Here is a 20857-nt window from a genome sequence, read left to right on the forward strand (position 1 = left end):
CCTAGGTTGAGCAACCTAGGGAGGACTGGACGATAAACAAGCTAAGATACTGTCAAACTGGAAGCTCTGAGCCCAAGCCGAGAGGGTTTGCACAACGGCTTGGGGGGCCTCATCCATCTGGTCTAGTAGCTGCACCAGACGACGATCTGAGCCAGACATAGCGGCATGAGTCAGGGCTTGCTGCCAATCGACGGGCATAGTCTGAAGCCATTGCGCCATCTCCGCTGGGTCAAGGCGCTGGGGCGGTGGCGTCTCCGTCGCATTGGGGTCTACGATTCCGTAGAGATAGCGAACGGGTAGATAGTCGGCAATTTTTTCCAATATTGCCTGAATTTGAAAGGGTTTGCGCACAAAGTCGTCACAGCCAGCCGCCAAAATCTTAGCTCGCTCTTCTTCGAAGGGGCTGGCCGTCAGGGCAACAATCACCGGCCTAGGCGTGAGGGAGAGGGCTTTAATCTGGCGGGTCGCCGTGTAGCCATCAAGGTAGGGCATGCGAATATCCATCCAGATCAGATGGGGTTGCCAGAGTTGGGCTTTTTCGACCGCTTCCCGGCCATCTTGAGCCGCTTGGACGTCAAACCCCACGGACTGGAGCAACCGCACCAACAGGTATCGATTGGCGGAGTGATCTTCTACTACCAGGATCCGATAGGGCGGCTGCCCTGGAGCCAGTTTAAGAATGGGGGCTGGTGTAGAAGCTGGGGTCTGGTCTAACTCCTCAATCACTTGTACGGGCAGGGTAAACGCAAACGCTGAACCGCAATCGATCTGAGTTTCGACGGTCAGATCGCCCCCCATCAGGCGAACGAGTTGTTGGCTCAGCGGTAGCCCGAGGCCACTACCCTGATAGGCTGCCCCCAGACCAGTTTTGGACCATTGCAATCCGGCATCGGTTTGGGTAAAGGGCTCAAACAGTTTGTCAAGATCCGCCTGGACAATGCCTGGGCCAGTATCGATCACGGTAAATTCTAGAGCGGCATTAGCCTGGGGATGGGCTATCGTTGGGGGCAGCGGCAGTGCGGGGCTGACCCGCAATATCACCCAACCAGATGGCGTAAATTTGATGGCGTTGTTCAGGAGATTGATCAGCGTTTGGCGCAGCTTACCTTCGTCGGTGGCAATGTAAGTAGGTAGGGCCGGGTCACAGTCAAAGGTGAGGTGTAGGCCCTTGGCCTCAGCCTGGAGTATTAGCATAGCCTCTAGGCTAATGAGCAAATCAGACAGGTTGAACGCACTGATATTTAAAGAGGCACGCCCTGCTTCAATTTTTGACAGCTCTAGCACGTCGTTAATCAGGGCCAGTAGATGCTCGCCGCTGTGGCTGACAATCTCTAGATAATTTCTCGTCTCACTGTCGAGATGACAGTCGCGGGTAATCAGCTGGGAAAACCCAATGATGGTGTTGAGGGGGGTGCGTAGTTCATGACTCATATTGGCCAAAAACATACTTTTGGCACGGTTAGCCCTATCGGCAGCTTCTCGGGCCTGGCGGAGGGCATCTTCAGCCTGCTGGCGTTCTAGCTCTGCTGCGGCCCGAGCGGCAAAAATGCGCAGGATCAGCTCTCGAGTTTGATCGTCTACCATAGGCCGATCGTCGATCACGGCCAAGTGGCCGATCACCCCCCCCGCTCGATTGACGAGGGGAATGCCCAAAAAGCTCTCAGCGGCTAGCTCCTGCAAATGGGTGTTGGTGGGGTAAAGCGCCTGGACCTGGCAAGGGACATACACCACTTCCCCCGCCAGCACTCGCTCGCAGGGGGTATCAATGAGGTCGTACTGGTAGCATTCTGCCAGTACTCCATTTTGCCAAAAGGCCAGGGCACTGACTTGGCGATCATCGGTAGGTAGGCGCTGAGCGACCAAGGCACAACGCACTTGCAGAATATCGGCCAGGTAACGCACCAGCGATTCAAAAAAGTCGTGGCCGGTTTTGGCTGCGGTGCCTTCTACCATCAGCCGCAGCGATTCTTCCTGACGTTTGGTCTGGCTCAGGTCTTCGACCACGCCCACCAGGCGATATACCTCTCCCTCGGCATCGCGAATCGGGAAGGCCCGCACCCGCACCCAAGCCTGCTGCCCCTGAGGCTGCACGATGCGAAATTCTTCGTCGTAGCTGAAGTTGGCTAGAGCGGCGGCATCGCTGCGGTCGGGCAAGCGACTACAGATCCGTCTGCGATCGCTGGGGTGTACGGCCTCAATCCAGGCGGCGGGGTTTTCGTACAGCTCACTACAGCTTCGGCCCCAAATGCTCTCATAGGCTGGCGAAACGTAGCAGAACTGGCGCTTTTGGGGCTCATAGATCCAAAACACGCTGTCGATGTATTCCGCTAGCTGACGAAACTTTTGCTCGCTGGCTAGGAGTTCAGCTTTGGCCTGCTGCTGCTGTTGCTCCAGCCGATGGGTGCTAATCACCTTACTAATGCTCTGGGCCATCAGCTCAATGATTTCGGTTTCGTGCTGTTTAAAGCCCTGGGGCCGGGGTGCGGTGTCAAAAAAACAAAGACTACCGTAAACGTCACCCTCTACGACAATCGGTGTGCCCAGGTAGGCCTCCAGCTTGAGCTGCTGATAGATCGGATGCGTCCTGAGTTCAGGAATCGCCCCCACATGGTCAAAGCTCACCGTAATCTGATGCCGAATCGCCATGCCACAGAAGGTATCGTCGAGGCTACAGCGCAGATCGGGTTCGAGGCCCGGCAGGTTGGCCACCATGGCCTTAGCCACGTAGTCAGGCCCATCAATGCGGCCCACAATTCCGCCGCTAAACCCCAACATTCGGCACCCGGTGCGGAGATAGTCGGACAACAACTCATCAAAACTGGCAAACCGAGTCAGGCTGAGGCGGTGGAGTTCTTTAAGGCTGCGACTAAAGTAGCCGAGGGATTCAGAGTTGTCTATCAGGCGGGCCGTCACCTGTTGCAGATTGGCCTCGGCTAGGGTGCGATCGCGAATCTCCTGTTGAAGCTGTTGATTTTGAGCTACCGTCTGGCGCTGCAGGGCATGAATCGTCAGTTGGTTGGCCACCCGCACCACCAGTTCTTCTACCTGAAAAGGTCTGGCTAAGTAATCGGCGGCCCCTGCATCAAACGCTTTAACCTTATCAGCCACATCCCCTAAAGCGCTGAGAAAAATCACTGGAATGGACTGGGTAGCAGCATCGGCTTTGAGGCATTGGCACAGGGCGTAGCCATCCATCCCAGGCATTCGAATATCCAGCAAAATCAGGTCGGGTTGCATAGCCCGTACCCCAGTCAACGCCATTTCTCCACTTCTGACACAGCGCACCCCATAGCCCTGCTGCTGAAGCACCCTCGACAAAAGCTTCAAATTTTCGAGGGAGTCATCGACAACCAGGATGGTTACATCAGCCGGGGCTGGGGCGTAGTGGCCCATGACAGAAGCAGGGGCAGGTCTAAACATGACCAGGGGCATAGATATACTCTACAGCCAGATAGTCAGCTATCTTTTGCAGCAGGCTATCAGACCGCAGGGGCCTAGCCACCGCGTCGTCAAAGCCGGCCTGAAGGAGAGCCCGGTATCCCCCCTCTATTCTCTCCGCTAGGGCAATGATTTTTGCGGGCACAAACAACTCTGCCGGAGTCTCGGGCTGTAGCTGACGCTGTTCAATGGTGCGCAAGTGCCGCACAGTTTCAGCCCCATCCATCTCGGCCATGGCCATCTCCATCAAGATTAAATGGGGCTGCCAACTGGCCCAAGCCAGAATAGCCTCTTGCCCGCTCGTGGCTACCTGAAGCTCAAACCCGAGCGGTGCCAGCAGAGTCTGAAGCAGCACACGCCTTTTCCAGTCATCATCTACGATCAAAATTCGGTAGGGGGGGTGACCAGGGGCTAGCGCGATCGCCCGTCGCGCCTCTCGATCTGCAAAAACAGGCTCTAACGGAGGATCGCTCAGCCTATCGTGAACAATAGCTTGAGCAAGCAGCCAATCGATGGTGTAAACAAGGTCCATCTCAGAGAACTGGGTACTGGGTAAACAGGCATCGCCCCCCCAACTGAGCCAGGCATCGATCGCTAAGGTTTGACTAGGCTCCAGAACGATAACCGCTTTAGCCATTGGCCACTGAGATTTTAGAGCCGCTAGGCCGTCGAGCCCTAGGCTGCTACCCAGTACCATCACCACCGGGGGGCCAATGATAGGGGGAGCAGAACCGCTAGACTGCTCCCCAAAGATTAGGCGGTAGCCACTTTTACATCCTAGCCACCGCCGCAAAAGGGCATTATCCGCGGGGCCACAGGCTATGCATAACACAGTGATTGGGGTTAAAGCTGAGAAAGATTGCATAAGGGCAGAAATAACTGTGAGAGCCTGGCCCAGGTTCTAAGAGCTGAAAATTCGTCAACCCTGCAAAATGAGCCCTGCTCCCACAGTTAAAGTGTCAATTTCAGGAACAGTTCCATCATGGAAATTAACTGTGACAATCTTGTGAAACCGGAAACCTTTTTCTGGCGAGCCTGTTTTTACCCGTTGGGGGAACCCCGGCAATAACGACCCAGTCGTCTGCCAAGCCAACGGGGATAGGTGAGTGGGTTCAAGGTGTCGGGTGTCGGGTCTCGGGTATAGTTGGCCGACTGATACTGCAGAGGACTAGGCGGTTCTGTCTGCTAAATAGCGTTTGAACTACTGAGACAAATTTGGTTGCCCCCCTGGGCTTTAGCCTGGTAAAGCGCGCTATCGGCCTCTGCCAATAACTGATCTGCCGTGCCTGTCGGCAGGGGAATTTGGCTTGCCACTCCCAAACTCAGGCTCACCCGCTCACACTCTGGCTGCGGAACCCCTAACCGAAGGCTGGCGATCGCCCTCTGGATCTGCTCAGCAACTTGAGCCGCACCCTGCCTAGTCGTATGGGGCAGCACAATGGCGAACTCTTCGCCCCCGTAGCGAGCGACCATGTCGGCGGGGCGCTTGACGACAGCGGCTATGACCTCGGCTACCCGCCGCAGACATTCGTCGCCAATGGCATGGCCACAGAGATCGTTAAATCGCTTAAACCGATCAATATCGCCCATGATTAGCGATAGGGGCTGCTGCATTCGGGCTAGCCGCTGCCACTCCATCTGAAGATACTGGTCAAAGGCTCGCCGATTAGACACCTGGGTTAGTCCATCCTGGGTGGTTAAGATTTGAAGCTCTCTGATCGTGGCCTGCATTTGGGCGACCACCTGTTTGTACTGAGTCATGTTGCTAAGCCGGGCAACTAGACCATCGCCCAAGCGACTGGCCATCAGCTCAAACCACAACGGAATCTCGCCGTTGGGTTGACAGAGTAGTTCGCACTGTAACGACTCATGCTGTTCTACCACTTGAACAAATAGATTAAACACATCGTCACTGTGGGGGTTGTCAGCCAGGATCTCAGAAAGGGTGACACCCGCCAACTCAACGGGCGATCGCCCCACCCAGTCGGCCAGGGCAGCATTGCCCATCAACCACTGAAAATCTTCAATGTCTCCTTGCTGGTTACGGGTGGTTTTAAAGGCGGCCACACCCTCGGCTAGAGAATTGAGTACCTGACTGAGCAGTTGGTATGACTGCTCTATATGGATTAGCGATCGCTGTTGTTCACAATTCTCATGGCGAAGGCGATCGTTTTCGACCTGAAGCTGTTGCTGCTGCCGCTGCACCTGAAGCTGATAACGCACGCGAGCCAGCACTTCATCAATTTGGTAGGGTTTGGCAATGTAGTCGACGCCCCCTAGGTTGAAGGCCCGCACCTTATCGCGGGTGTCGTCGGACACGCTGAGGAAGATAACAGGAATGTCGCGGGTTCTGGCGTCGCCCTTAAGCCTTTGGCAAAGTTCGTAGCCATTCATCTGGGGCATACGAATATCTAGCAGCACCAAATCGGGGAGGGTTTCCTGTAGCCGATTAAGGGCCAGGGCTGCACTTTTAGCACAACGTACCAAATATCCGGCTGCCGACAAAGCCAGCAGCAGCAGCCGCAAATTATTGGGGGTATCGTCGACGACTAAGATTTCCTTTGGCTCCGTGATCATTAGGTTCTCAAAGGCTTGACTGTCTGACATATTTCGGGAACTAACTCAGTGATGGCATGGTGACGGTGCTTTTCATTCCTCCAGCTTAAAAGAGGGCTACCGGTGAGCCCAGATCGAGTAGAGATATGGTGTAAGTACCACAGCTTAAGGGGACTTAGAGCGGAAGTATGCCAGTTCAGCTACATCTCCACCGGCCTTGCCGCTCAAGCACCTAGAGTGCAATCAGTCGCCCTGCTACTCCCGACCCTAGCGGTGAAAACGCACAAGATTCACGATCTAGGCCCATTACCGGTCCAGCCCAGCGCCACAGTTCCGGTAACGACCCACCCTTAGTGTTCACAGAAAAGCCACATTTATTTTCTAGAGTGATACTGAAGCCTTCCCCTCAGCAGATCGGATCACTCCAGACCCCGTTAATCGCTAAAGCTGCCGCTCCATCCTGCGAACGCCCCCATTTCAGGACGCGATCGTGCCGCCAACTTCTTCCAGTGTCCCTGGTTAATTCCTTGTTTAGTCGCATTGCGTAGAATTTTCATGGCTCTTTTTCCTCCAGCTCAGCCCGCTAACAATACGACCTTAGCCACTCGCGACTTAATCCATCCCACCCACGATTCGTCCCTACGCATCTGCCACGAACTGAGAACCCCACTGACATCGATACAAGGGGCGCTAAAACTTTTGGGAGGTCAGCATTTTGGAGCACTATCCGATGATGGGCAGCGGCTGCTGGCCATTGCGATCAACAACACCGATCGACTAGTCCGCCTAGCCGATGCCCTAGAGGTGACGCCTACCCCTCTGTTGACGGTGCTTTCTGATTCAAAAATCGAGCTGCTACAGCTCGAAAATGACCTACACAAAGCAGTAGAGCAAGAAGAACTATTTTTGCTCTACCAACCCATTGTTTCACTTGAAACCAATCAAATTATTGGCTTTGAGGCCTTAGCTCGATGGCAGCACAGCACCCGGGGTGTCATTTCGCCAGAAATTTTTATTCCATTGGCAGAGAAAACTGGCTTAATCTATGCCATGGGATTCTCTTTACTAAAGCAAGCCTGTCATCAGTTACGGCGATGGCAAACAGAATTCCCCTCTATTTCTCCCCTTAGTATCAGTGTCAATCTTTCCGCTTTACAGTTATTACAGCCTGGACTCCCGGAGCAAATCGATCAGATTCTTAAGCAAACTCATATCTCTCCCATTAGTCTAAAGCTAGAGATCACTGAAAGCGCTCTGATTGAAAATAAACGTTTAGCACTAGAGACTCTAGTACAGTTACAGCAGATTGGCATACAGCTTTATATTGATGACTTTGGTACTGGCTACTCGTCCTTAGGTCGCCTACAAGAGCTTCCCTTCGACACCCTAAAGCTCGATCGATCCTTTATTCATAGCAAAAATTGGGCCATGAGTGAAGCTATTTTGATACTTGCCCAAAGACTAAATTTAGATGTCATAGTTGAAGGAGTAGAGACTTTAGAAGATTTTCTTTGCCTCAAAAAGCTGGGCTGCAAAAAAATGCAGGGATATTTTTTCTCTAGGCCTATGGATGAGATCACGATCTCGTCTATGCTGATGGGACAGATGTTAGAAAACAGATCTAGCGTTGCCGGCAACTCTATGCCGGCCTGCGATTACCACCAAAATCCCAAAGCCGATACAGTCCCTAGAGCCTAGGAATAAAGGCATAGCCTCGACTTAAAAACTGCGACTACCGACATCCTCAGTCTTGAGTTGCGATCTACAAAAAACCTAGACATTTTGATAAAAAATTAGGTAAGCTTTGTCTCCGTCGGTGCTCTACGAAATGAAATCTACCCAGAAAAATGATCTTTGTCCGTTAACCCAGTCAACTCTAACGGCTCTAACACTTACCATTAAAGATGGTAACGATGAGATCACAGTGACCCTGGGAAAAAACTATTACTCAATTGGGCGCGACTCAGACAAAGATATCCGGTTGTCTTCCCCAGGTGTGTCTCGTTCCCATGCCAGCTTAGTTTTGCTAGATGGTAGCTACTACATTGTAGATGGCGATCCAGAATTTGGCCCTAGCAAAAACGGCATTTTGGTCAACGGCAAGATTGTTAAAAAGAAAAAACTTAACGTCGGTGACGTAATTACATTTTGTCGTGGAGTTTGCGCCGAAATAACAACTCATGATGTTGATACAGCTGATCAAGAAAATAGTGGTCAATACGCTTTTCAAAGCAAAGCTTCTATCTCAAATTCGGCCCCAATAAGCTGTGGATCACAGCCTAAGATTGGCTTTTTTTCTGGCTTTCCCGATCTCATCATTAGTCTTGATCCAGACGGCCACATACTAGGATTTCAAAATGCCACCGATCCTGAGCTACCACAGCTATCCTCTCGCCATCTTGGGCAATCTGTGGCCGAGTGTTTTTCAATCAATTTTGCCATTAATTTGTTTAAACACATTCGCCAATTAGAAAATTCGCAGGTTGCCAAAGAATTTGAATCCTCCTTACCTGTAGGTAATCAGTTTTTGTTTTGCGAAGCTAGAATTTACTCTAGCCTTAATCACCAAAAAGTTGTAATCATTCGAAATATAAACGAGCGGAAAAAACTAGAGAAAAAAATCCTGATGGAGGCTGCTCACGACAGTCTTACCGGGCTTCCCAGTCGTAATCTTTTCATGGAAAAAGTTGCGATTTCTGTGTCGTTAAAGAAGCGAAAGAAAAGCTATAATTTCGCCGTAATGTTTATTGATCTAGATCGCTTCAAAATAATTAACGATAGCCTTGGTCATCTGGCTGGAGATCAGCTGCTGGTTGATGTTGCCATCAGGCTCAAAGACTGCCTTCGACCTCAGGATACTGTGGCGCGGCTAGGGGGCGACGAATTTGCTATTTTGCTACACGACATCCAAACCGTTGATGATGCGGTTGAAGTAGCAGAAAGAATTCAAGTAAAGCTCTCTCTACCGCTCACGCTAGAAAATAGAGAAATTTTTCCCAGCGCCAGCATTGGCATAGCTTTTAGCAAGACAGTTTATAATAATGTCGAAGAAATTATTAAAGATGCCGATATTGCGATGTATCGATCAAAAGCTTCTGGTCGATCTCAATACACTGTTTTCGAACATGCAGATAATGATAAGATGCTGGGGTTTTTACAGCTCGACAGTGCTCTTAAGCGAGCTATTGAGCGCCAAGAATTTGTGCTTCACTATCAACCCATATTCGAGCTCAAAACTCAGAAAATGATTGGGCTAGAAGCTTTAATCCGATGGCTTCATCCTCAAAAAGGGCTACTTGAGCCTCATCATTTTTTTGGGCAAGCTGAAGAAACCGGGCTAACGGATGCGATCGGCAAATGGACTTTACAGCAATCTCTCAAGCAGCTTAGAGAGTGGGAAAGCAAACTTGCCCATAGTTTCCCCCTATTTTTGAGTATCAATATTTCCAAGCGCCAATTTTCTGCTCCTGATTTTCTAGATACTATTTACCACGTAATGGGTAAATACCAATTTGGTGCCCACAGACTAAAGCTAGAAATAGCCGAATCTACTATCATGGCCAACATTCAATCCTCGATCGCTATCCTCAAGGAGCTAGAAAAAATAGGCATTAAGATTTTCATTGATGACTTTGGCACTGGCTATTCATCTCTTAGCTATTTACATGATTTACCCATTGATGCTCTCAAAATCGATAAATCATTCATAAATGGCATGGATAATGATGCAACCAGCACAGGATTTACGATTATTCAGTCCATCATTGGGCTAGCCCACAACCTAGGAGTTGAAGTGATCGCAGAAGGAATAGAGTGCACCCGCCATGTAGCCTGGCTAAGATCATTCAACTGTGACTATGGGCAAGGATTTTACTTTGGAAAACCTGTTTCATCCCAAGAGATTACACCACTTATCAAGGCTGAAGCCAAGGATTGGTGCATCTCACACACTAACTAGAACAATTGCTAGCTTGGTACGTTTTCAGGGGGATTTTATATGCGTTACTCGTCTAGAATTTCAAGTTACCAATCCAACTCTTCCATACCTAAACGCTGGCGTCCTAAAGCTGAGGATACGTGTGACTTTAGCGCTGACGACGTATCTCGTAGCCTAGGAAAGCTGATTGGCCACGGCTCAGATGGCCAGCCCAAACCGACTGATCTAGAGCAACTGCCAGAGTCTTATTTAGCGGATTAGAGTCACAGACTTCCATAAAACAATGCCTGAGGTGTGTTAGGTAGAGCCGTGAAGCGGGTAAGGTTAAGTAAAACGCATCTGCCGCCCTTGGCTATAGGTTTGAGCAAAACTGCACATGGCCAAAACTATCCCTCCTCCAAGTTCACATCATTTCTCCAATGGGATAATTGATGGATAACCAATAGTTAGGCATTGCTGTGCGTCAACGTCGTGAGTCAACCCGTTCTGTGGGCTCTACACTGCTGCTGTCCCTGGTTCTACAGGCTGCGGCGGTTGCAGGCCTGATTGGAGTACTGCTGGTTAACTCGCTAGCGACGGCAGAGAGCAGTCTCACTTTGGCGATCGCACTGTGTGCTGGCCTAGAGGCAGTCGCCCTGAGTCTAACCATTGGCCAACGCACTGCTGCAAAGCCGATGGCTGCCGCCACTGGCCCAGGTCAGGCAATCGCCGCCACCCTTCAGTCTGCGGAAGCTCGCTATCTCTCGATCTTAGAAGAGCAAACAGAGCTGATTGCCCGCTTCAAACCAGACGGCAGCATAATTTTTGTCAATGATGCCTACTGTCGCTATTTTGGCCTGCCCAGGGCAAACCTAGAAGGGCGCAGCTATGAGCCTAGGGTGTACCCCGCCGATCAGCCGGTAATCAATCGATGCCTAGCGGCGCTGTCGCCAGATCACCCGATCAGCACGGTCGAAAACCGCGTATATGCCAAAGGGGAAGTCCGGTGGACCAAGTGGACCAACAAAGCCCTCTATGACGAACAAGGCCACCTGATAGAGCTACAGTCGGTAGGGCAAGATATTCACGATCGCAAGCAGGCCGAACTGGCGCTGGCCGCCAGTGAAACCCGCTTTCAACGCCTAGTAGCCGCGTCTCCGGCGGTGATTTACACCGTGATCGAAGGTGCGACAGGCATTGTCCGGTTTGAGTACCTGAGCCCGGCGGCTGAGGAGATTCATGAGATTTCGGTAGCCGATCTGTTACAGAACGGATCGTTGATCTCTGAGCAAATGCATCCCGACGATCGAGAGCGGTACCGCAAGGCCTACAGCGCTAGTCTAGCGGCGATGGAAACGTTTACGTGCGAGTGGCGGATTATCACTCCCTCGGGCAAAACCAAGTGGCTTAAAGCCAGCTCTCGTCCAGAGCAGCGCCCCAATGGTGAGGTGGCCTGGCACGGCATCATTTTAGACATTAGCGAACGCAAGCGAGCTGAGCTAGAGCGCAGCACCCTACAAGCGGCCCTGTTAGAGGCTCAGCAGGTCGCCCACATTGGCAACTGGGAGTTTGATCTGACCAGCCAAACAATCACCTGGTCTCCCGAACTCTTTCACATGTTTGGCCTCGACCCAGCTCAGGGTGAGCCGACCTATGCCGACTACCTGCAATTGATTCATCCCGACGATGTCGAACTGTTGCAGCAGTTGGTTAACCAAGCCGCCATAGCCGGAACACCCTATCGTCTCGACTATCGGGCACTCTTGCCTGACGGCTCTATGCGCTACCACGAGGGGCGCGGCAGAGTTGAGCGCGATCGCAACGGCCAAGTGGTGCGGCTGTTTGGGACTGCCCTCGACATCACCGATCGCAAGCTGAGCGAAATAGCCCTCCAAGCCAGCCAACTGCGGCTACAGCTAGCTCTCGACAGCAGCGGCACCGGCACCTGGGACTGGAATATGCAGACCAATCAGGTGGTGTTTGATGAAAAGCAGTGGAAAGCCTTTCTGGGCTTTGATCCAGATGAACCCCTCAGCAACAGCATCACTGAGTGGGACAACCGGATTCATCCCGAAGACAAAGCCCAGCTGCAGGCGGATGTCAGTCAGCATATCGCGGGCCACACCGAGATCTATGAAAGCACCCACCGCATTCGCTGCCAAGATGGCAGCTATAAATGGAATTCGGTGCAGGGAAAAATCATTGAGTGGGACGAGCAGGGCAATCCGGTCAGGTTTATTGGCATCTATCGCGATATTAGCGACAGCAAGCGGGCGGCAGAGGCCCTACAGACCAGTGAGGCTAGGTTTCGGGGCATCTTTGAGCAAGCGGCAGTGGGCATCAACCAGGCAGATGCCTCAGGGCAGTTCATCCAAGCCAATCAATATTTCTGCGATCTATTGGGCTACACCCAAGCTGAGTTACTGAGCCTGAATTTTCGAGATGTTACCCACCCCGACGATTTAAACCCAGCTTCAATATCTCGTCTCTTTACGGGAGAGTTAGAATTCGTCACCATCGAGAAGCGCTATCGCCACAAGCAGGGTGACTGGATCTGGACTCAAGCGACGCTGTCGGCCATCCGAGATGGAGCCGGGCAGGTCGTCTCTGATCTGGCGATCGTGGTAGATATTCGCGATCTGAGATGGGCCAACGCCGCGCTACAAGCCAGTGAAGCCCGACTCCGCGCTATTTTTGACCAGGCTCTAGCAGGAATTAATCAAGTCGATACGCTGGGGCAATTTACAGAAGCCAATCAGTATTTTTGCGATCTGCTGGGCTATTCCAGAGCAGAATTGCTGGCCCTCACAATCGAAGATCTCATCCACCCGGAGGATTTCGCCCAGTACCGAGAGCCAGTCGCGCAGATTTTGCGCGGTGAGATTGACAACCTCAGACTAGAAAGACGCCAGCGCCACAAAAATGGCGACTGGATTTGGACGGAGACCATGATTTCTCTGCTGCGCGATGAAGACGGACAGATCGTCGGCAATTTGGCGGTGGTGATCGATATTCGCGATCGCAAACAGGCCGAACAGACCATTCGCCTGCAAGCCGAGCGCGAGACCCTGCTGCGGGAAATCACCCAGCACATTCGCCAATCGCTAGATCTTCAAACTATTTTCAACACCGCCTGCCAAGAGATTCGCGCCTGTCTCCAGGCTGACCGGGTGGGAATTTTTAAGTTTTATTCTCACGCTGACTACAACGCCGGTGAGCTGGTGGCCGAGGCTGTGGTCAATGACTTCGCACCTGCGATCGCCAGTCCCATTCGCGATCACTGCTTTGGAGCAAGACAGGCGGCGTTCTACACCAAAGGTCACTACTCTATCGCCAATGACATCTACCAAGATGACTTAGAACCCTGCTATGTCGAGCTTCTAGCCCAGCTTCAGGTACGCGCCAACCTGGTGATACCGTTGCTCTGTGGCGATCGTCTGTGGGGGCTGCTGTGTATTCATCAGTGTAGTGGCCCTCGCCAATGGCTCGAGACCGACATTGAACTAGGACAGCAGTTGGCCAACCAGTTGGCGATCGCCATTCAGCAGTCCATTTTGGTTGAGCAGTTGCAATCAGAACTCACCGAGCGACAGCAGGCCCAGCAGGCCCTCACCGAGCGCAACCAAGAGCTTGCCATTGCCAACCAAGAGTTGAGCCGCGCCACCCGTCTCAAAGATGAGTTCTTAGCCAACATGAGCCACGAGTTGCGCACCCCCCTCAACGTCATTCTAGGCTTTGCCCAAATCTTAAACGCCGATCTCTCCCTCCAAGCCCAGCAGCGCGACTATATCCGCATCATGCACCGCAGCGGCGACCATCTTCTGCACCTGATTAACGACATTCTCGATCTGTCTAAAATTTCCGCTAACCGCATCACCCTTGAGCCCGAAAGCACCGATCTTTTCAGTTTGCTCCACGACATCCAAGCCATGTTCCAAGAGCAGGCCGAAGACAAAGATCTCCGCTTCAACCTGGCGCTAGCACCCGATCTGCCCCAGTACATCATTGTTGACCCCCAAAAACTGCGTCAAGTGCTCATCAATCTGCTGGGCAATGCTGTCAAATTTACCGAAGAAGGTAGCATCGTTCTACGGGTTGCCCGTTTACCCGCCGATGGCGGCAGGTTTGAGCCCGATTCAGACGCCGTCATCCATCTGTCCTTTAGCGTTGAAGACACGGGCATCGGCATCGCTCCCACTGAACTCACAGCGATCTTTGATGCCTTTACCCAGGCCAAAGCCGGCAAAATTTCTTTAGAAGGTACCGGCCTGGGGCTGACGATCAGCCGCAGTCTAGTGCACTTAATGGGGGGTGAACTGACCGTTAGAAGCACTCAAGGCCAGGGCAGCACCTTTTGTTTCTCGCTGCCCTTTGCGCTGGGCAGGGCCGAAGATGTCGCCCTAGACAACGATCTCGGTCCAGTGATTGGCCTGGCCCCAGGGCAGCCCACCTACCGCATTTTAGTTGTGGACGACCAGCCCGAAAACCGCTATTTGCTAGTGGCGGCCCTCTCCCAAATTGGGCTGGTGGTAGAAGAGGCTAGCAGTGGAGCCGAGGCAATCGCCCGCTGGCGGCAGTGGCAGCCCCACCTGATCTGGATGGATCTACGCATGCCAGACCAAGATGGCTGTGACACGACCCGCCGCATTCGGTCAGAGGCGAAGGCTAGCGGCCTTCCTGACCCCATCATCATCGCTCTGACAGCCCAGGCTTCTAACGATGAGCGCAGCCAGGCCTTTGCCGCAGGCTGCGATGACTTTTTGAGCAAACCCGTTCAGCTTGATCAGTTGCTGGGCAAAATAACCGACCACCTGGGCCTGCAATATCGCCACGCCGAATCACCAGAACCTCAAATCTCCTCTCGCCTCGACGCCAGTGCCCTTCAAGTCATGCCACCCGACTGGATCGCCGCTCTTTATCAGACGGCGTTACTCTGCGATAGCTACGATACGGCTCGACTCATTCAGCAAATTCCGGCTGAGCATACTGAGTTGATCAATCGCCTCAGTCGATGTCTGGAGGAGTACAAGTTTGAAGTAATCTTACGACTGACCCAGCCCCACCTTGAAGCCACGGCCTAAACCACCACTGAGCCCAATTCGCCCCTGGCAAACCTGGCGTGAACCCATCGACTAGCCCCAAACCCTGTTTACAAAAGCAACCCTTTTGGTTGGTTGGGGCAGTGAGCCGGGAATAATCGAGGGTGACAGCGTATCCTTAGACGGTAGAGACAATTAGGTGTGGTGAGTCGGTCTAGCACGATGGTCAAACAAATCCTGGTGATTGACGACGAAGACGATATTCGTGAAATTGCTAAGGTCAGTCTCCAGATCTCGAAGCAGTGGCAAGTGCTGACGGCCTGTTCTGGGCAAGAAGGGGTGGCGATCGCCACCGCATACCAGCCCGATGCCATTTTACTAGACGTCATCATGCCCGACGTAGATGGCCTGACCACCCTTGACACCCTCAAAAAAACCCCGGCGACTCAGCGCATTCCGGTGATCATGTTGACGGCAACGGGCGGTATTGTCTCTGATCAACAATACGCTGAGCTCGGGGCCCAGGCCATCATGGCCAAACCCTTTGACCCCGGCCTACTAGGGGATCAAATTGCCGCAGCTCTGCACTGGGATAGCGACTAGCGCTAACGCTTGCCAACCCCAGCATCAGTCGCGCCCCCGAGCCTACGCCATATCGCCATAACGGAAACCCATTTGAGAGCAGTTACGGGCTAGTGGATTTCCGCTCCACGCCTTCGCGAGGGCAGGCTCTACACAGGAATGACGGCTTTGGCCTAACCTGATTGGCTTTAGCTATAGTAGACATTTCACCGGTTTTGTCCATCAATCAACATTTTGATTAACCCCCAAATCTGGCAACCCTCCACAGAGATGTCACATTTGAGCTTTACGCTTTAGGCACAGGAGTTCATTTAGCCATCAAACACAGTCGGTTAGGATTTTAGCAGCAAGGTCTATCTGCGTTGTTCATCCACCGTTGCCAGGAGAGCTAAGCTTAGAGAAACTTGTCATACCGCTGATATTAGCCTCACCCTAACCCAGATGAACTCAAGCGCAGAGAGCAACTACAGTGGCAACATTCTGATCGTAGATGATTCCCCTGACAATCTACGAGTTTTATCTACTAGCCTGACTAATATAGGCTATAAGGTTCGCTGTGTTACCAATGGCGAAATGGCTCTGCTCAGCATTAACTCTTGTCCGCCAGATCTTATTTTGCTCGACATTTGCATGCCTGTTTTAGATGGGTATGCCGTCTGCCAAAAAATCAAAGCCAACCCCAGCACAAAAGATATTCCTATTATCTTCTTAAGTGCGCTTGACAATGTAGTAGACAAAGTTAAGGCCTTTCAAATGGGGGGTGCTGACTACGTCACCAAGCCTTTTCATACGGAGGAAATATTAGCGCGAATTGCCAACCAGCTCACTATCCAACGGTTACAACATCAGCTGGCAACGCAAAACCAAAAGTTGAAACAGGAAATTGAGGCCCACAAAAAGACTGAATCAGCCTTACAGGATGCTAAAGAGGCTGCCGAAATCGCCAATCATGCAAAAAGCAATTTTATAGCTCGCATGAGCCACGAGCTTCGGACCCCTTTAAACAGCATATTAGGGTTTTCTGGGCTAATGAATAACAGCTTAGCTCTTTCTCCAGAGCATAAAGACTATGTTAAAAGTATTTATCAGAGCGCTCGTCTTCTTCTACAAATTATCAACCAAATTTTAAGCATCACCAAAGGAGAATCCAATCAAATTTCTCTCAGTGAGCAGACCTTTGACCTATATTCATTCTTAAAATCTATAGCGTCAGATTGGCAGTTTCAGGCTCAGAAAAAGGGGCTTAATTTCGATCTTTCCCTCAGCTCCAGCGTACCTAGACTTATTCGAGCAGATGTCAGCAAGTTGCGCCAAATTGTGCTACAGCTTCTAAAGAATTCCGTGCAGTTTACGGATTCAGGACAGGTCAGTCTGCGGGTGATGACCGAGGATAGCGGCTGGGGAAAATTGCCTCCTCTTGATTGCACTAAAAAGGGAGCAAGACACAACCCCATCCTTCTGTTTTTTGAAATTGAAGACACTGGTTCTGGAATCGCTGACTACGAGATGAGCCGTCTTTTTCAAGCTTTTTCACAAACTGAGTCAGGACAACGATCAGAGCGTGGGGTCGGTCTTGGCCTCTATATCAGCCATCAATATCTTCAGGCAATCGGCGGCAATATAACGCTGTCGAGTACTCCCGGCCAGGGGACAAACGTGCGTTTCTATGTTCCCGTTGAAGTAGTGCCCTTAGAACTAGCTCCAGAAGTGCAGGTTCAACCCATAGAGCTAGGGACTTACAGCAATGTTTTCCCAAAAAACCCTGTAGTCTCGCCTAGTGACGTTGAAGGTATGATAATTAAAACATTAGGGGAAGGATTGTCGACAGCCTGGGTCAACCGGCTCAATAGAGCTGCCATTCAAGGATCCGACCACCAAATTGCCAAGCTAATTCAGGATATTCCAGGCACTCAATCATCTCTAGTTGCTGCACTTTCAGAATGGAATCGAAATTTTCAGTTTGACCAAATTATTACGATTACTCAACGGATTTTGGAGGGTTCTAACGTAACTTCTAACTATGGGTTCATGGCGACAGACCCCAAAGGCTAAGACCGCATCTTCAATAGGAACGTTGCTTAATAGAGTTATTGTTTGCCAAAGCCTGCAATGCCTACCCATGGATAGTTCGCCCAGTGATGTTTTAGCCCTAACCCAGGACGCTGCCTATGACTAAGCGACTTAGTCAGCATCTATGGCGGCTACTTTCAGGTGCGATCGCGGCCACAGCGATCGCATTATTGCTTCAGGTACAGATTTTTCAGTCCCTAGAGCAGATAGCTTACCGTTGCCTCTTTGACCTGCGCGGCCCGGTGCCCGTCGATGAGCGCGTCGTGATCATCGCCATTGACGATGTCAGCCTGAGAGAGTTAGGGCGTTTCCCCTGGCCACGCCACTACTATACGCAGTTGCTCGATCAACTCACGACCTACCGGGTCAGTGTGGTGGTGATGAACCTGCTGTGGTCAGAACCCAGCCCCGATGATGCGGCATTAGCCCAGGCCATCCAACGGCAGGGGGCTACGGTGCTGGCCCAGGCCTGGGATGCCGAAGGAGACATGCTCAAGCCGGTGCCCATTTTAGATCAATCGGCGATCGCCACGGGTCACATTTTGCGGCAGGAAGACACCGACGGGTTAGTGCGTCAAGTCAATCCTCTGCTACAGAGCCAGCCAGCCTTAGGGTTTGCGGCAATCCAAGCCTACAACCTAGTGGCGGGCTCGGTTTTTCTTCCCGATATGGCGGCCCCCCTCTGGCTCAACTGGCCTGGCCCCGCTGCCCAGATTGACACCTATTCATTTATCGATGTGCTGCGAGGCCGCATTGATGCCCAAGTCTTTCGTAACAAAATCGTGCTAGTCGGCGCAACGGCGGCGGGACTCGACCCCCTCGTCAACCCCTTTGATCGCAACCCGCCGACCAGTGGGCTATACCTTCATGCCACCGCAATCGATAACCTACTACAAAACAGTGCGCTGCGCCCTTTGGGTAGCCTGCAATTTTGGCTGCTCTTACTGCTCAGTGCGCCCAGCGTTAGCTGGCTGCTGACAGGCTGGAATACCCGCCAACAGCTGTTGGCCATGGTCGGTCTATGCGGCGGGTGGGGACTGCTCAGCCTATTGCTGTTTCACGCTAACTACTGGCTACCCACGGCCGCTCCCATCAGTCTATTTATCCTGACTGCGGCTACGGTTGCCCTCTGCGATCGCCTCCGCGAAGACTACCTACTGCGGCGTCAGGTGACTTACCTCTGGCACCACTATCACCAAGACCTGCCCGCCGATACCCAGGCAGGCTGGACATCTACCCAAAAGCCCCCCCGACCCAAAGGTGCGCTGTCTCAGGTAGCCCAACTAGCCGATCTGGCCCAACAGCTAGGGCGATCTCAGGCGATGCAAATTGCGATCGCCCGCAGTTTGCCGATGGGCCTAATGGCCGTAGATGGAGAGGGCCTGATCTGGTTCTGCAACCCCGTTGCCACTCAGCTGTTTCAGACGACCGTGGGCAGCCTAATTCATCCGGCGGTCGTGCCCCACTGGCTGAGTGCAACTCAGTGGCAAACCAGTCTCGACAAGTTAGGCTTCGGCAACAGCGTCCGCTATAGCGATCTACACCGGAGCGATCGCTGGTTTGATCTAATTCTTCAGCCCTTACCCTCCCAAAGTGCCCTGCACCCCTTTACGGGCAACGCCTCCAACCCTAGTTTTTTGCTGATCTTAGAAGAAATTACTAACCACAAACAGGCCGAGGCCGCCCTACAAGAGGCCAAAGAAGCTGCCCTGCGGGAGGCCGAGCGCAGTGCGGCAGCCAGTCGCGCTAAAGGCGATTTTTTAGCCCACATGAGCCATGAGCTTCGCACCCCACTCAACGTCATTCTGGGTTTTACCCAAGTGATTAGCCACGATCAGGCGCTGTCCATTGACCACCGCACCCACCTCAAAATTATTAATCGCAGCGGCCAGCATCTATTGAGCATGATTAACGACGTTTTAGAAATTTCTAAAATTGAGGCGGGCAGAATTCAACTCAATAAAACCAGATTTGATCTGTTTCACCTGTTAAATGACCTAGAGGTCATGGTCAGTGCAAAAGCCCAGGCCAAACACCTAAACTTGGCCTTTGAACCGGCCGCCAATGTCCCGCGTTACATTGCTACCGACGAAGGGAAACTACGTCAGATTCTATTGAATCTGCTCGGCAACGCCATCAAATTTACTGAAGTTGGACGCATCACCCTGCGGGTTAGACCGACAAAGTCTTCACCCTCTACCTCGCCTATGACTCTAGTTTTTGAGGTCGAGGACACCGGTATAGGCATTGCAGCTGAGGCCCTTGAGCAGTTATTTCACCCCTTTACCCAGGTCAACCCAGATCAGCTAACCCACGGCGGTGCTGGCCTGGGCCTGGCCATCAGCCAGACCTTTGTGCGCCTCATGGGGGGGGATATTACCGTACACAGCATCCCTAACCAAGGAAGCGTCTTCAAATTTCACATCCAGGTTGATCTGGCTAAGGCTCCCCACCCAGCAGACCAGGTTTCTAACAAACGGGTGATCGCCCTGGCCCCTGGTCAACCCACTTATCGCATTCTGATCGTTGAAGACCTGTGGGAGAATAGTCAGATCTTGGTCAAACTGCTTGAGCCTCTGGGTTTTGACCTATGCCATGCCAAGGATGGTCAAGCTGGCATTAACCTTTGGAAGCAATGGCATCCTCACTTAATCTTAATGGATCTGCGAATGCCGGTGATGGACGGCATTAAGGCAACTCAAACTATCCGCGCTATTGAGTACAGTAGAGGGATAGATAATAACCAAGCTGACGTGACAACCATCCAGCGGGACGAGAATAGAGCCTATCTAGAGATGTCATCCCTATCTGCCCTTGCCTTCGTTCGCACCAAGATCATTGCCCTCACCGCCAGCCCGTTTGAGGAAACCAAAGCCAATGCGATCGCAATCGGCTGTGATGATTTTTTGCGCAAACCGATTCAAGAAAGCCTTCTATTAGCCAAAATAGCTGAACATTTGAATGTGCAGTATCTTTACAAAAATCAAGACATAGCAACAGAAGTTCAGTCTTCCTTCACTCACTCAACGCTGCTATCACCTGAGGCCGTTGAAGAAGCGCTTTCACAAATGCCAAGAACCTGGATTCAACAACTGCATGATCTAACAATCAAGGGAGCCGATCGGCTTATGCTCAAGCTAGTTTCAGAGATTCCTAAAGAGCATGATGACATGGCAAAAACCCTTATCCATTGGATAGAAAATTTTAATTTTGACGAAATCATTCAACTCACTAAATCAAAGTTAAACTAGCCAAA

General features: G+C 51.8%; 9 protein-coding genes. 6 read left to right on the top strand and 3 right to left on the bottom strand.

Annotated features, from left to right (window positions below; all coding sequences use genetic code 11):
* Positions 1-15 precede the first annotated feature (15 nt).
* From RRF56_RS05855 to RRF56_RS05865, 3 genes are all read right to left on the bottom strand, one after another.
* Positions 16-3432, bottom strand: coding sequence for a response regulator (locus tag RRF56_RS05855; RefSeq protein ID WP_317036699.1), 3417 nt, complete (start codon positions 3430-3432; stop codon positions 16-18).
* Entirely contained in the window at positions 3413-4135 is a 723-nt protein-coding gene (locus tag RRF56_RS05860) for a response regulator (protein WP_317038340.1), read from the bottom strand. The genes RRF56_RS05855 and RRF56_RS05860 overlap by 20 nt, the downstream gene beginning before the upstream one ends.
* A gap of 488 nt (positions 4136-4623) precedes the next feature.
* Positions 4624-6015, bottom strand: coding sequence for a diguanylate cyclase (locus RRF56_RS05865; RefSeq protein WP_317036700.1), 1392 nt, complete (start codon positions 6013-6015; stop codon positions 4624-4626).
* A 534-nt stretch (positions 6016-6549) separates the two neighbouring features.
* Here RRF56_RS05865 and RRF56_RS05870 point away from each other — a divergent pair.
* From RRF56_RS05870 to RRF56_RS05895, 6 genes are all read left to right on the top strand, one after another.
* Positions 6550-7692: an EAL domain-containing protein gene (locus tag RRF56_RS05870; protein ID WP_317036701.1), complete on the top strand. Its 1143-nt coding sequence runs from the start codon at positions 6550-6552 to the stop codon at positions 7690-7692.
* 130 nt (positions 7693-7822) lie between these two features.
* Complete coding sequence (locus RRF56_RS05875) at positions 7823-9952, top strand: EAL domain-containing protein (RefSeq protein WP_317036702.1); 2130 nt, start codon at positions 7823-7825, stop codon at positions 9950-9952.
* A 437-nt stretch (positions 9953-10389) separates the two neighbouring features.
* The gene (locus RRF56_RS05880; RefSeq protein ID WP_317036703.1) at positions 10390-14991 is read left to right on the top strand and encodes a PAS domain S-box protein; all 4602 of its coding nucleotides are present in this window, start codon (positions 10390-10392) and stop codon (positions 14989-14991) included.
* A gap of 180 nt (positions 14992-15171) precedes the next feature.
* Positions 15172-15552, top strand: coding sequence for a response regulator (locus tag RRF56_RS05885; protein ID WP_317036704.1), 381 nt, complete (start codon positions 15172-15174; stop codon positions 15550-15552).
* Positions 15553-15972: 420 nt separating this feature from the next.
* Positions 15973-17583: a hybrid sensor histidine kinase/response regulator gene (locus tag RRF56_RS05890; RefSeq protein ID WP_317036705.1), complete on the top strand. Its 1611-nt coding sequence runs from the start codon at positions 15973-15975 to the stop codon at positions 17581-17583.
* Positions 17584-17699: 116 nt separating this feature from the next.
* The gene (locus RRF56_RS05895; RefSeq protein WP_317036706.1) at positions 17700-20852 is read left to right on the top strand and encodes a CHASE2 domain-containing protein; all 3153 of its coding nucleotides are present in this window, start codon (positions 17700-17702) and stop codon (positions 20850-20852) included.
* Positions 20853-20857: the final 5 nt, after the last annotated feature.

The organism is Nodosilinea sp. E11 (assembly GCF_032813545.1).
Classification (GTDB): Bacteria; Cyanobacteriota; Cyanobacteriia; order Phormidesmidales; family Phormidesmidaceae; genus Nodosilinea.

Excerpts from the sequence above, each read along its gene's own strand:
- RRF56_RS05895 (WP_317036706.1), top strand. The coding sequence starts at position 17,700 with ATGACTAAGCGACTTAGTCAGCATCTATGGCGGCTACTTTCAGGTGCG.
- RRF56_RS05870 (WP_317036701.1), top strand. The coding sequence starts at position 6,550 with ATGGCTCTTTTTCCTCCAGCTCAGCCCGCTAACAATACGACCTTAGCC.
- RRF56_RS05875 (WP_317036702.1), top strand. The coding sequence starts at position 7,823 with ATGAAATCTACCCAGAAAAATGATCTTTGTCCGTTAACCCAGTCAACT.
- RRF56_RS05860 (WP_317038340.1), bottom strand. The coding sequence starts at position 4,135 with ATGGTACTGGGTAGCAGCCTAGGGCTCGACGGCCTAGCGGCTCTAAAA.
- RRF56_RS05890 (WP_317036705.1), top strand. The coding sequence starts at position 15,973 with ATGAACTCAAGCGCAGAGAGCAACTACAGTGGCAACATTCTGATCGTA.
- RRF56_RS05855 (WP_317036699.1), bottom strand. The coding sequence starts at position 3,432 with ATGCCCCTGGTCATGTTTAGACCTGCCCCTGCTTCTGTCATGGGCCAC.
- RRF56_RS05865 (WP_317036700.1), bottom strand. The coding sequence starts at position 6,015 with ATGATCACGGAGCCAAAGGAAATCTTAGTCGTCGACGATACCCCCAAT.
- RRF56_RS05885 (WP_317036704.1), top strand. The coding sequence starts at position 15,172 with ATGGTCAAACAAATCCTGGTGATTGACGACGAAGACGATATTCGTGAA.